13 protein-coding genes are annotated in these 12,313 nt (G+C 32.8%); 3 read left to right on the top strand and 10 right to left on the bottom strand.

Annotation, left to right across the window (positions count from 1 at the left end; all coding sequences use genetic code 11):
• The first annotated feature begins 29 nt into the window (after positions 1 to 29).
• Complete coding sequence (locus tag ABD939_RS06635; RefSeq protein ID WP_345166016.1) at positions 30 to 770, top strand: hypothetical protein; 741 nt, start codon at positions 30 to 32, stop codon at positions 768 to 770.
• 111 nt (positions 771 to 881) lie between these two features.
• Here the strand turns inward: ABD939_RS06635 and ABD939_RS06630 are convergent, their stop codons facing one another.
• From ABD939_RS06630 to ABD939_RS06610, 5 genes are read right to left on the bottom strand one after another with little or no spacing between them, the layout of a single operon-like run.
• Positions 882 to 1,304, bottom strand: coding sequence for a hypothetical protein (locus tag ABD939_RS06630; RefSeq protein WP_345166013.1), 423 nt, complete (start codon positions 1,302 to 1,304; stop codon positions 882 to 884).
• A 43-nt stretch (positions 1,305 to 1,347) separates the two neighbouring features.
• Positions 1,348 to 1,842: a signal peptidase II gene (gene lspA, locus ABD939_RS06625; RefSeq protein ID WP_345166011.1), complete on the bottom strand. Its 495-nt coding sequence runs from the start codon at positions 1,840 to 1,842 to the stop codon at positions 1,348 to 1,350.
• On the bottom strand, positions 1,843 to 2,736 hold the full coding sequence (gene fabD, locus ABD939_RS06620; protein ID WP_345166009.1) for an ACP S-malonyltransferase: 894 nt from the start codon (positions 2,734 to 2,736) through the stop codon (positions 1,843 to 1,845).
• A 45-nt stretch (positions 2,737 to 2,781) separates the two neighbouring features.
• Positions 2,782 to 4,338 carry an NAD(P)/FAD-dependent oxidoreductase gene (locus ABD939_RS06615; RefSeq protein ID WP_345166006.1) on the bottom strand — a complete coding sequence of 519 codons (1,557 nt, stop codon included), beginning with the start codon at positions 4,336 to 4,338 and terminating at the stop codon, positions 2,782 to 2,784.
• A 9-nt stretch (positions 4,339 to 4,347) separates the two neighbouring features.
• Positions 4,348 to 5,271 (bottom strand): dihydrofolate reductase, encoded by a 924-nt coding sequence (locus tag ABD939_RS06610; RefSeq protein ID WP_345166003.1) that lies wholly within the window; start codon positions 5,269 to 5,271, stop codon positions 4,348 to 4,350.
• Positions 5,272 to 5,587: 316 nt separating this feature from the next.
• Here ABD939_RS06610 and ABD939_RS06605 point away from each other — a divergent pair, with 316 nt between their 5' ends.
• A complete protein-coding gene (locus tag ABD939_RS06605; RefSeq protein ID WP_345166000.1) occupies positions 5,588 to 5,884 on the top strand; it encodes an isoamylase early set domain-containing protein in 297 nt (98 codons plus the stop codon).
• Between the two features lie 73 nt (positions 5,885 to 5,957).
• On the opposite strand, the gene ABD939_RS06600 is transcribed toward ABD939_RS06605, so the two are convergent.
• The 5 genes from ABD939_RS06600 to ABD939_RS06580 form a co-directional block, all read right to left on the bottom strand.
• Positions 5,958 to 6,782, bottom strand: a complete 825-nt coding sequence (locus ABD939_RS06600) for a thymidylate synthase (protein ID WP_345165997.1) — start codon at positions 6,780 to 6,782, stop codon at positions 5,958 to 5,960.
• A gap of 198 nt (positions 6,783 to 6,980) precedes the next feature.
• Complete coding sequence (locus tag ABD939_RS06595) at positions 6,981 to 8,507, bottom strand: NupC/NupG family nucleoside CNT transporter (protein WP_345165995.1); 1,527 nt, start codon at positions 8,505 to 8,507, stop codon at positions 6,981 to 6,983.
• A gap of 24 nt (positions 8,508 to 8,531) precedes the next feature.
• The gene (locus ABD939_RS06590; RefSeq protein WP_345165993.1) at positions 8,532 to 9,155 is read right to left on the bottom strand and encodes a bifunctional nuclease family protein; all 624 of its coding nucleotides are present in this window, start codon (positions 9,153 to 9,155) and stop codon (positions 8,532 to 8,534) included.
• A gap of 120 nt (positions 9,156 to 9,275) precedes the next feature.
• Complete coding sequence (locus ABD939_RS06585; protein WP_345165992.1) at positions 9,276 to 10,235, bottom strand: electron transfer flavoprotein subunit alpha/FixB family protein; 960 nt, start codon at positions 10,233 to 10,235, stop codon at positions 9,276 to 9,278.
• 10 nt (positions 10,236 to 10,245) lie between these two features.
• Positions 10,246 to 10,992, bottom strand: coding sequence for an electron transfer flavoprotein subunit beta/FixA family protein (locus ABD939_RS06580; protein ID WP_345165990.1), 747 nt, complete (start codon positions 10,990 to 10,992; stop codon positions 10,246 to 10,248).
• A gap of 314 nt (positions 10,993 to 11,306) precedes the next feature.
• Between ABD939_RS06580 and ABD939_RS06575 the strand changes: the two genes are divergently transcribed.
• On the top strand, positions 11,307 to 12,284 hold the full coding sequence (locus ABD939_RS06575) for a pyruvate dehydrogenase complex E1 component subunit beta (RefSeq protein ID WP_345165988.1): 978 nt from the start codon (positions 11,307 to 11,309) through the stop codon (positions 12,282 to 12,284).
• Positions 12,285 to 12,313: the final 29 nt, after the last annotated feature.

Raw genomic sequence — 12,313 nt, 5'->3', positions numbered from 1 at the left:
CATTGTTTTAACATATAAAATTATAATTCATGAAAAAAATAATAAATATCTTTTTAATACTATTTTCAGTAGTATTATTTCAAAGTTGTGAGGATGATCAATTTGAGTCTACCCTTGATTATGTTACATTCAGTAACACAGAATACCAATCAGCTATAGACCCAGGTAGTACTGCAAGTAAAGACATTATTGTATACTCTAATAATATATCAAGTTCAGACAGAGTGTTTAATTTAAGTGTTGATTTGGATAATACGTCGGGAGATTCTGGTTCGTATACACTCCCTGAAAGTGTAACTATACCAGCTAATAGTAATGAAGGTGTGTTTTCAATTCAATTAGCGGATGTGAATTTAGATTGCTCAAATGATTTAGTATTTATGCTTTTACCATCCGAAGGCATTACTAATGGGAACTCATCAACTTTAACATATTATCAAAAACCTAGTAGTAGTTGTGTGTCAGAAGTAAGTGGTACACTTGATTTTATATTTGATGACTTTGCAAGTGAAATATCTTATGAAATACTAGACGTTGAAGGAAATGTTGTAATTTCTGGACCGGATTCTTCTTTTAGTGATGGAGATACATCTACAACTATACCAGTAACTTTATGTTTAGGAAGGTGTTATAGTTTAGTAGTTTATGATTCATTTGGAGATGGATTAGCAGACCCTGGTGAATTTTCCCTAACTATTGATGGGACAGAATATGCTTCTGGTAGCGGAGACTTTGGAGACTCCGATTCCAGTATTTTCCAAGTATTATAAATTTACTGGCCAAAATTAAATTCTCTCAATAAAATAGGGGCTGTTTTAGCAGTCCCTATTTTATTAAAATTTGAGTTATATAATTGCGTTTGTGTACTATTAGTTGAGTGATTAAACACCTAATTTAGCAAATGGCGTTTTTTCAGATGGTAAATTCAGTTCCGCTAATATTTTATTCAATTCAATAAGTGATTCTTTGTCAATCAATTCCGTATTAATTTTCAATTCCTTTAGTTCTGTTTTTAGCGTGTAATCTCCAGCAAATTTTTTTATCCAATTAATATCATTCAGATTTATTTTTTTTCTAAATCCATAAAATGCGTTTTTCCGTATTATTCCGTTTTCAATAGTCAAATATTGATTTTTGAAATCGTATAAATAATGTCCAATATATAAAATTCCAATAACTAAATATCCATAATCTGACCAACGTAAATTATAGTCCTCCAGAATATTAAAAATTCCGAGTCCAATCCAAACTATTCCGAGGAATAAATTCGCTAGTAATCTTTTCTTCTTGAATTTTATTTTCATTTGTTATTTCTGTTTTAGCTTTTTTGCTAAATTATGAAATAGACTATTTTATATTTTTCTTCTTTCTAAAACTAACAATAACCAAAATAATCATACCTGTTGTTACTGATAAATCGGCCATATTGAAAATACCAGTTCGTAACAAATCGGTAAGTTTTATATAAAAAAAATCAGTTACAGAACCGTAAGCAATTCTGTCAAAAACATTTGCGATACCTCCACCAATAATGCTCGAAAATGCAAAAATTGACCAATTATCTAAAGTTTTGTCTTTTAAAACATATCGTAAAACAAAGCCTAAAACGGCAATGGGTAAAATAAGCAATAAAACAATTCTTAAAGTAGGATTTAAATCGCTACCCATACCTAAAAAAGCACCTGTATTTTCAACGTTGTGAAGAGAGAAATACTTTCCTATAACACTTATTACTTCATTTGGATTAATGTGTTTTCTAACTATAATTTTAGAGATTTGGTCTACTGCTATTGTTAGAATAATTACAATAGAAATATAAGCGGAGCGTTTAGATAATTTCATTTAGCTATTACTTTCTAGAGTTGCAGAAGCAGTTTGAGAATCTCTATTAATCTTTTTTACTAAACCCTGTAATACTTTACCAGGGCCAACTTCTGTAAATAATGTGGCACCATCAGTTATCATTTGCTGAACAGATTGCGTCCAACGAACAGGAGCTGTTAATTGAGAAATTAAATTCGCTTTTATAGCCGATTCATCTATCACGGCATTTGCTGTTACATTTTGATAAATAGCACAGTTTGGCTTACTAAACATCGTGTTTTCAATAGCCGCAGCTAATTCTTCACGAGCAGGCTCCATTAATGGTGAGTGAAATGCACCACCAACAGGTAATACTAAAGCACGCCTTGCGCCTTCTTCTTTTAAAGCTTCGCAGGCTTTGTTAATTGCTTCAACTTCTCCAGAAATAACTAACTGTCCTGGGCAATTATAATTTGCGGCAACAACAGTTCCTTCAGTCATGGCACAAATTTTTTCTACGATGTCGTCATCCAAACCTAAAACAGCAGCCATAGTACTTGGTTGTAACTCACAAGCCTTTTGCATTGCTGTAGCTCTTTGAGATACCAGTTTTAAACCATCCTCAAAGTTTAACGAGCCGTTTGCTACGAGTGCTGAAAATTCCCCGAGAGAATGTCCCGCAACCATATCTGGCTTAAAACTATCTCCTAGTGTTTTAGCTAAAATTACAGAGTGTAAAAAAATTGCAGGCTGTGTTACTTTAGTTTCTTTTAAATCCTCAGCAGAGCCTTCAAACATGGTGTCTGTAATATTGAAGCCTAAAATAGCATTAGCTTTTTCAAATAGTTCTTGTGCTAAAGGTGAGTTTTCGTAAAGGTCTAAACCCATTCCTGAAAATTGTGCGCCTTGCCCCGGAAAAATATATGCATTCATGTTAGTCGTTTTTTTAGTGAAGCAAAAATAACAATTAAATTACAACTATAGGTTATTAGTTGCGGCTTCCGCACAACGTTCTCCGTCCATTGCCGCAGAAACAATTCCACCGGCATAACCACCACCTTCGCCACAAGGAAATAAATTAGAAATTTGTGGATGTTGTAACTGTTCATTTCTAGGAATTGAAATGGGTGATGAGGTTCTAGATTCTACACCAACAATATTAGCTTCTTCAGTATAATATCCTTTCATTTTGCGGCCAAAAGCTTCAAATCCTTTTCTAAGTCTGCCACCAATAAATTTAGGAAGTAAAGAATGTAAAGGAGCAGATTTAAGTCCGGGTTGGTAAGAGGTATCATTTAAAGTATTAGATAATTTGCCTTTAACAAAATCTGTTAACCGCTGTGCAGGTGCTACTTGAGTTCTGCCACCAGATGTAAATGCCAAACGTTCTAAATTCTTTTGATATTCTAAACCTTTTAAGGCTCCAAATTGTTCGTACTTAGGTAAATCACTATCTGCATTAATTTCAACAACAATACCAGAATTAGCGTATAAATTATTTCGCTTTGATGGAGACATGCCATTTACAACCACCTCGCCATTGGCTGTGGCTGCAGGCACAATAAAACCTCCTGGGCACATGCAAAATGAATAGACTCCACGATCTCGAACTTGCTCTACTAAGCCATAAGAAGCAGCTGGTAATAGTTCATGACGATCGCTAGAACAATGATATTGAATAGAATCGATGATATGTTGCGGATGTTCTACTCGAACACCCATAGCAAATGATTTTGCTTCAATAGCGATTCGTTTTTTGTTAAGTAAATAAAAGATGTCTCGAGCCGAATGCCCTGTGGCTAGAATTACTTTTTCAACTGTTAACTCTTCGTCATTTTTAAGTTGAAGGGCTCTAATTTTGTTGTTTTTTATAATAAAATCTGTAACACGGGTTTCAAAATGAATTTCACCACCGTATTTTAAAATAGTCTCTCTAATATTTTGAACTACTTTAGGTAGTTTGTTTGTTCCAATGTGTGGGTGTGCATCAACTAGAATTTGATTTGTAGAACCATGATAAACCAGATTTTCAAAAATACGCCTAACATCACCACGTTTTAAACTTCTAGTGTAGAGTTTTCCATCACTATAGGTTCCTGCCCCGCCTTCTCCAAAACAATAATTAGAATCTTCATTAACAAAATGGTCTTGGTTTATAGCTTTTAAGTCTCTACGTCGGTCTCGTACATTTTTACCTCGTTCTAAAACAATAGGCTTAAAACCGAGTTCTATACAGCGCAAAGCTGCATACATTCCGGCTGGACCAAAACCAATAATATGAATGGGTTTAGCTTTTGAAACATCTTTATAATCAAATTTATATTTTGATGTTTCAGGAACAGGTTCTTTAATGTAAACCGCAACTTTATAGTTGAAAATTATTTTAGGCTTTCTGGCATCAATAGATTTTCTAAGGATTTTAACACCAGTAATGTCTTTTCTGTCTATGGCTAACTTAATAGCAGATTTTAAAACTAGAATATCTGGCTGTTCTTCCTCTTTTAGGGTAATGCGAAGTTGGATTTCTTTTATCATGCTTCAAAATCACTTTCGCTCATAAGTCAAAAACGAAAACTCATAATCATGATCAACATCTTTTTTATGAAAAATATTGGCAGTTTCTCTCCAAGCGTTATCATCTATTTTAGGAAAATAAGTGTCTGCTTCAAAATCATTATGTACTCGAGTTAACTCTATTTTATCAGCAAAACTCATTGCTTGTTTATAAATTTGACCACCACCAATTATAAATGGTTGCGAATCTTGTTTAGTTGCATCAATGGCATCTTCTAAATTATGAACAATTATAACACCATCAGGTGCTTTGTAATTTTTTTGACGAGTAATTACAACATGGGTTCTGTTAGGCAAGGGCTTAGGGAAACTCTCAAAGGTTTTACGCCCCATAATTATATGGTGCCCGTTTGTAAGCGATTTAAAACGTTTTAGATCGTCACTTAAATGCCAAATTAATTTATTACCCAAACCAATGGCATCATTTTCTGCAGCAGCAACAATTATGGTAAGATTTCCTTTAGTTTTTAATTCCTGTTTTGTAGAGTTTTCTTCGCTGTAAGCTTCTCTTTGAGCTATAAGTGTTTCTTCTTTTACAAAACCAGCTTTTAGTTTGTTAATACGCTGCTGTTGTTTAGAAACTAGTTTTTCTAACTGCTCTTTTTCCCATGCTTTCCCCATAAATTTATGAGTTACAAAAACATTAAACACATGATAAAGAAACAAGAATAACCATATAAGAACAGCAAATAAAAACCATTCTTTACCTAATATTGTAAAATCTTTGCCTATACCTAACACCGTATTTGCAACAATTAAAAACACACAGCCAATTAAAAACAATACGAAATGTATATATAAACGCTTTTTCTGTTTGATACGTTTCTGAGCATTTTCAATAAGCTCCAGTTGGTCTTTATCTATTTGTGGTTTGGCTTTCTTTTTTCCGAACATATTGATATTATAACGATTGTAAAGTTAAAGTTTTTTAATGATATTAAATACTTAAATAAATGAGATGTAAAATTAGTTTCTACGAAAACGTTTAAGTATCAAAAGCTCTTGATAATCAGATACAAACGTATATTTAATTGTTGATAATTATATAAATAATTTGCTAAATTTTTATATAGTTTGATTTTTTGTTTAGTACAAATTATTAAATTAATAATTCTTTATTAGTAATGAGGATTAAATAGTTAGGGTTAAAATTTGTTTATAAATTTGCAGTGTTATTAAACATTGAAGTAAAAAAATAAATTATATAATTATGGCTATTAAAAAACAATTTTTAAAAAGTAAACCAGTTTGTAAAGTAACTTTTTCTTTACCAGCTGAAGATGCAAAGAAAGTATCAGTAGTTGGATCTTTTAATGAATGGAATGCTAAAAAAGCGCCGCTTAAAAAATTAAAAAATGGAACTTTTAAAGGGACTGTTGATTTAGAAGCAGGAAGCTCGTACGAATTTAAATATATTGTTGACGGTGTTTATGTTAACGATGATGCTGCTGATGCTTATGCTTGGAACGATTTTGCAGGTGCAGAAAACAGTGTTGTAAGTGTTTAGTAAATACTAAGAACAAAAGAATAACAAAAAAGCACCTAATAAAAAGGTGCTTTTTTGTTGATATGAGATAAAATTAGACAGCCACAACTCCTTTAATGTGAGGATGTGGATTGTAATTTACCAGAGTAAAATCCTCAAAATCAAAATCAAAAATATCCTTAATTTCAGGGTTTAAAATCATTTTTGGCAACGGACGAATATCTCTTGAGAGTTGTAATTCTAATTGTTCATAATGGTTGCTGTAAATATGAGCATCACCAAATGTATGAATAAATTCTCCAGCTTCGTAACCACATACTTGAGCCATCATCATCGTAAATAAAGCGTAAGATGCAATATTAAAAGGTACACCTAAAAATATATCGGCACTTCTTTGGTAAAGCTGACAGGATAATTTACCATTAGCAACATAAAATTGAAAAAAAGCATGACATGGTGGAAGTGCTGCTTTCCCATTTGCAACATTTTCACTAAAACTTTTTGAAGTATCTGGTAAAACTGATGGATTCCAAGCAGAGACTAACATTCTTCGACTGTTTGGGTTGTTTTTTAATGCGTATATAACTTCCTTAATTTGGTCAATTTCATCATTATTCCAGTTACGCCATTGATGTCCGTAAACAGGTCCTAAATCTCCATTTTCATCTGCCCATTCATTCCAAATACGTACGCCATTTTCAGTAAGATATTTGGTGTTCGTGTCACCTTTTAAAAACCAAAGCAACTCATAAACAATAGATTTTAAGTGTAGTTTCTTGGTAGTTACCATTGGGAATCCTTCACTTAAATCAAATCGCATTTGATGTCCGAATACACTTTTCGTACCTGTACCTGTGCGATCTCCTTTTTCGTTACCGTTTTCTAAAACGTGTTTTACTAGGTCGTGATATTGTTTCATAAGCATTATTCCTAATGAATAAGGAATCTTAAAATTAAAAAGTTATTGGGTAGCAATGAAGAGTGTTTCATTGCGGTAGCGAATTTAAAAAAAATGATAGTCAGGACTTTTATTTTTACTATGATAATATTAAAAAGTTATTAACTAGGTTATAGGTTATGGTCTGGCTAAAAAACTTCAATTTTTGATAATCAATGATTAACCAATTATCATTCCAGCAATAGTTGCGGAAATTAAAGATGCAATTGTACCTCCAATAAGTGCTTTCATTCCGAATTTAGAAAGTGTTTTACGTTGCCCTGGTGCTAGAGAACCAATGCCGCCAATTTGTATACCTATTGAGGCAAAATTGGCAAACCCACAAAGCATATATGTTGCCATTATTATTGATTTTTCGTAAGTTAAATGAATTGAATTTCCAACGTTTTTCAGGTCGGCTAATTGTATATAACCTATAAACTCACTAGCAGCAAGTTTAATACCTAATAATTGCCCCATAAGCGCCATGTCTTCTTTAGCAACTCCAATGAGCCACATAAGTGGAGCAAAAGCATAGCCTAATATAAATTCTAGGGATAAACTTTCGTAAGAAGTATTTGATGCAATCCAATTATTTATAGAAGAGATATCTCCAACCCATCCTAAAATCCCATTAAACATGGCTATAAAAGCTACAAAAACTAAAAGCATAGCACCAACATTAACTGCTAATTTTAAACCTTCAGTAGTTCCGTTAGCAATAGCATCTAAAAAATTTGAGCCTATTTTTTCTTGAGAGACAGATACATCAGTATTTACTTTTTCAGTTTGCGGGTATAAGATTTTAGAAATTACTATAGCACCAGGTGCAGCCATTACTGATGCTGCTAATAAATGCTTTGCGTAAAACAATCGAAGTGTAGGATCATCACCTCCAAGGAAACCAATGTATGCTGCTAAAACAGCACCCGCAACGGTTGCCATGCCTCCAATCATGACCAATAGCATTTCAGACTTATTCATTTTTTCTAAATAAGCCTTAATTAAAAGGGGTGCTTCTGTTTGCCCTAAAAATATATTTCCTGCAACACTTAAACTTTCAGCACCAGAAATTTTTAATGCTTTAGAAAGTAACCATGCCATGGCTTTTACTACTTTTTGAATAATCCCTAGATAAAAAAGAACCGAGGTTAAGGCTGAAAAGAAAATGATTGTGGGTAATACTTGAAAAGCGAAAATAAATCCAAAGGTATCCATATCAACTACTAGGCCTTCAAATAAAAATTTGCTTCCAGCTCTTGTAAAATCTAGTACGCTTACAAATAAACTGCCAATGAATTCAAAAATAGTTTTTATAAACTCAACTTTTAAAACACCTATGGCTATTAAAAGTTGAAAAGCTAATCCAATACCAACAATTTTCCAATCGATGGCTTTTCTGTTACTGCTAAAAAGAAATGCAATAAAGATTAATGAAACCATACCTAAAGCACCTCGCCAAAGACTTTTAACAGTAAAGCCCTCACTAGCAATTATTGTATTGGTACTGTCAATTTTATTTGAAGCAGAAGAAGTATCAATATTAAGACCTTCTTTAGATTCTAGAACATTTTTAGTAGAATCTTGAAGAGCAGAAGACTGAGTTTTAATGCTATTTTCAATAGTTATTGAATCTGTATTTTGAGCTAAAATTGTTGAATGTCCTATTAAAAAAACAGTAATAAATAACAATAAAAGCTTTTTCATAGATTCAAAATAATGAAGATGTTATTATTCTCGTTTTGAGATCTCATCACGTATGCTAGCTGCTTTTTCGTAATCTTCATTAGCAACAGCTTCGTTTAATAGTTTGTGAAGTTCTTCAATTGTTTTACTTTTAAAACTTTCTACTGGAGCGTTTGGTTCTAGTTCATTTGCAACTAATTCGTCCATTAAAATACTATCCTGTGTATCTTGATCTTCATCATCTTTCTTAGGATTTACCTTTAAGTAAATACCTGCTTTATCAAGAATATTTTTATAAGTAAAAATAGGCGCCTGGAAACGAAGTGCTAAAGCAATTGCATCGCTAGTTCTTGCATCAATAATTTCTTCAATTTTATCGCGTTCACAAATCAAACTTGAGTAGAAAACGCCATCAACTAGTTTGTGAATAATAACTTGTTTTACAACAATATCAAACCTGTCGGCAAAATTTTTAAATAAATCATGTGTTAAAGGTCGTGGCGGACTTATTTCTTTTTCTAAAGCTATGGCTATAGATTGCGCCTCGAAAGCACCAATAACAATAGGAAGTTTTCTATCACCATCCTCTTCATTTAATATTAAGGCGTATGCACCATTTTGGGTTTGGCTATACGAAATTCCTTTTATGTTTAATTTTACTAAACTCATAATTTATAAAAACGCAAAGAACCGTTTAAATTAGGACTTTACCAACTGAACAATACAGATTTAAGTTAAAATGCTAATTTAATCAGTTCAATTCTACTAAACAATTTATAAAAAAATAATTTATTGTTGAGCCTTAAAAGTCTTTAATTTTTCGATGAGTTGCGGTACTACGTCAAAAGCATCGCCTACAACACCATAGTCTGCAGCTTTAAAGAAAGGTGCTTCGGCATCAGTATTTACTACAACTTTTACTTTTGAAGCATTAATACCAGCTAAATGTTGAATAGCTCCAGAAATACCAATAGCTATATATAAGTTTGATGCTACGGGTTTTCCAGTTTGTCCAACGTGTTCACTATGTGGTCTCCAACCTAAATCTGAAACAGGTTTAGAGCAAGCAGTTGCTGCACCTAAAACATCGGCAAGTTCTTCAATCATGCCCCAGTTTTCAGGACCTTTTAAACCACGACCAGCAGAAACAACAATTTCTGCATCAGCAATAGTTACTTTATCGGTAGCTTTATCTACAGATTTGACTGAAACTCCTAATTCTGGAATTGAAGGTGAAAAATCTTCTGATGAAGCACTTCCTGAATTTTCTACTAATCCGAATGCATTGTTTGATACACCAATAATTTTTACATCAGTGTTTATTTGAGCAATCTCAAAAGCCTTATTTGTAAAAGCTGAACGTTTAACTGTAAACGGAGACATGTTTGATGGTGCCTCAATAACGTTTGACGCAAAACCAGCATTTAAACCAACTGCTAAAAGCGGTGCTAAATATTTACTGTCTGCACTAGAACTTATAATAACAACTTTTGAACTTTCTTTTTCAGCTGCTTGTTTAATTACTTCAGCATAGGCTTTTGCGTTAAAAGTTGCTAATTCAGTATTAGAAACGCTTAAAACTTTATCTACTCCATAGTTACCTAATTCTGAAGTATCATTAACATTTAACGCTACTGCGGTTACTGTAGTACCTAATTTATCGGCAACAGCTTTAGCATAAGATGCTACTTCAAATGCTGCCTTTTTAAATTTTCCTTGTTCTGATTCTGTATATACTAAAACTGACATATCTTTATTTTTAAATTACTTTAGCTTCGTTATGAAGTAAGCTAATTAATTCATCTAAATTATCTGGTGACACTAATTTTACAGCACCTTTAGCGGCTGGTTTTTCAAACGAAACTGATGTTGTTTCAGGGTTAGCATCTACAGGCTCTACAACATTTAATGGTTTTTTACGAGCCATCATAATACCTCGCATATTAGGAATACGTAAGTCGCTTTCCTCAACTAAACCTTTTTGTCCACCAATTACTAATGGTAATGATGTTGAAACAGTTTCTTTACCACCATCAATTTCTCTTGTGGCAGTAGCCGAAGTACCATCAATTTCTAAACTAATACAGTTATTTACAAAATTTGAATTGGTTAAACCAGCAATCATGCCAGGAACCATACCCCCATTGTAATCAATAGATTCACGACCTGCAATAACTAAATCATAACCACCATCTTTAACAACGTTTGCAATTTGTTTTGCAACTGAAAATCCATCAGAAGCTGGTGTATTTACTCTAATTGCGGCATCTGCGCCAATAGCTAGAGCTTTACGTAAAGTAGGTTCGGTTTCAGCACCACCTACATTAACAACCGTTACATTTGCGCCTTGTTTTTCTTTAAACCACATGGCACGAGTTAATCCAAATTCGTCGTTTGGGTTTATTACAAATTGCACACCGTTAGTATCAAATTTAGTATCATTTTCGGTGAAATTAATCTTCGATGTCGTGTCTGGAACATGACTTATACAGACTAATATTTTCATATTTATTTATATTAAAATGTCTTATTTTTATAACGCTACGAAGTTAATTATTTTATTCTGAATATTTACTATGCACGCATAATAAATTTCAAAAACAGCTACTTTTAATCGTTTTTTTAGTTAATTATGGGTTGTTTTGATATAGATATCTCTTAGCGTGAATACCTTAATAATTTGGTTTTTATGCTATAAATAGTCATTTTTTTAAAAATCATTAAAAGAATAGATTAATTTTTACATGATTAGAAATGGTTTTTTCTCTGTAGTGTTATGAAATATTCCTATTTTTGCAATTCGAATTTAAATAAACTTTAATGAAGACAATTCAATTTAGAGAAGCTATTTGTGAAGCTATGAGCGAAGAAATGCGCAGAGACGAAAGCGTATATTTAATGGGTGAAGAAGTAGCAGAATACAATGGTGCTTACAAAGCATCAAAAGGAATGTTAGATGAGTTTGGTGCCAAACGTGTAATAGATACACCAATTGCTGAACTTGGTTTTGCAGGTATTGCTATAGGTTCTACAATGACGGGAAACAGACCAATTGTTGAATACATGACGTTTAACTTTTCTCTAGTTGGAATTGATCAAATTATAAACAACGCTGCAAAGATTAGGCAAATGTCTGGTGGTCAGTTTAATTGCCCAATTGTATTTAGAGGTCCAACGGCATCTGCTGGTCAACTAGGAGCAACACACTCGCAAGCTTTTGAAAATTGGTTTGCAAATACACCAGGTTTAAAGGTAGTTGTTCCATCAAACCCTTATGATGCTAAAGGCTTACTTAAGGCGTCTATTCGTGATGACGATCCGGTTATTTTTATGGAAAGCGAGCAAATGTATGGAGATAAAGGTGAAGTGCCAGAAGGCGAATACATCATACCATTAGGTGTTGCAGAAATTAAAAGAGAAGGAACAGATGTAACCATTGTTTCTTTTGGAAAAATTATAAAAGAAGCTTACAAAGCAGCTGATGAATTAGAAAAAGAAGGAATCTCCTGTGAGATTATTGACTTACGTACGGTTCGTCCAATGGATAGAAAAGCAATTATTGAATCTGTTAAAAAAACCAACAGGTTAGTTGTTTTAGAAGAAGCATGGCCTTTTGGAAATGTAGCAACCGAAATTACTTATCTGGTTCAATCTGAAGCTTTCGATTACTTAGATGCACCTATTGTAAAAATAAATACAGCAGATACACCTGCACCTTATTCGCCAGTTTTACTTGCAGAATGGTTACCAAACCATGAAGACGTTATAAAAGCGGTTAAAAAGGTGATGTATAAATAAATAAAGTAAAACTTTTTACGTTATGTAAA

It is taken from the genome of Algibacter aquimarinus, from assembly GCF_039543265.1.
Taxonomy (GTDB): Bacteria; Bacteroidota; Bacteroidia; order Flavobacteriales; family Flavobacteriaceae; genus Algibacter_B; species Algibacter_B aquimarinus.
Note: the sequence above shows the minus strand (reverse complement) of the source record. Positions and strands in the feature narration are given on the sequence as shown.

Bases quoted from the DNA above. Each gene is read 5' to 3' on its own strand.
- ABD939_RS06635 (WP_345166016.1), top strand. From the start codon at position 30: ATGAAAAAAATAATAAATATCTTTTTAATACTATTTTCAGTAGTATTA.
- ABD939_RS06630 (WP_345166013.1), bottom strand. From the start codon at position 1,304: ATGAAAATAAAATTCAAGAAGAAAAGATTACTAGCGAATTTATTCCTC.
- lspA (WP_345166011.1), bottom strand. From the start codon at position 1,842: ATGAAATTATCTAAACGCTCCGCTTATATTTCTATTGTAATTATTCTA.
- fabD (WP_345166009.1), bottom strand. From the start codon at position 2,736: ATGAATGCATATATTTTTCCGGGGCAAGGCGCACAATTTTCAGGAATG.
- ABD939_RS06615 (WP_345166006.1), bottom strand. From the start codon at position 4,338: ATGATAAAAGAAATCCAACTTCGCATTACCCTAAAAGAGGAAGAACAG.
- ABD939_RS06610 (WP_345166003.1), bottom strand. From the start codon at position 5,271: ATGTTCGGAAAAAAGAAAGCCAAACCACAAATAGATAAAGACCAACTG.
- ABD939_RS06605 (WP_345166000.1), top strand. From the start codon at position 5,588: ATGGCTATTAAAAAACAATTTTTAAAAAGTAAACCAGTTTGTAAAGTA.
- ABD939_RS06600 (WP_345165997.1), bottom strand. From the start codon at position 6,782: ATGAAACAATATCACGACCTAGTAAAACACGTTTTAGAAAACGGTAAC.
- ABD939_RS06595 (WP_345165995.1), bottom strand. From the start codon at position 8,507: ATGAAAAAGCTTTTATTGTTATTTATTACTGTTTTTTTAATAGGACAT.
- ABD939_RS06590 (WP_345165993.1), bottom strand. From the start codon at position 9,155: ATGAGTTTAGTAAAATTAAACATAAAAGGAATTTCGTATAGCCAAACC.
- ABD939_RS06585 (WP_345165992.1), bottom strand. From the start codon at position 10,235: ATGTCAGTTTTAGTATATACAGAATCAGAACAAGGAAAATTTAAAAAG.
- ABD939_RS06580 (WP_345165990.1), bottom strand. From the start codon at position 10,992: ATGAAAATATTAGTCTGTATAAGTCATGTTCCAGACACGACATCGAAG.
- ABD939_RS06575 (WP_345165988.1), top strand. From the start codon at position 11,307: ATGAAGACAATTCAATTTAGAGAAGCTATTTGTGAAGCTATGAGCGAA.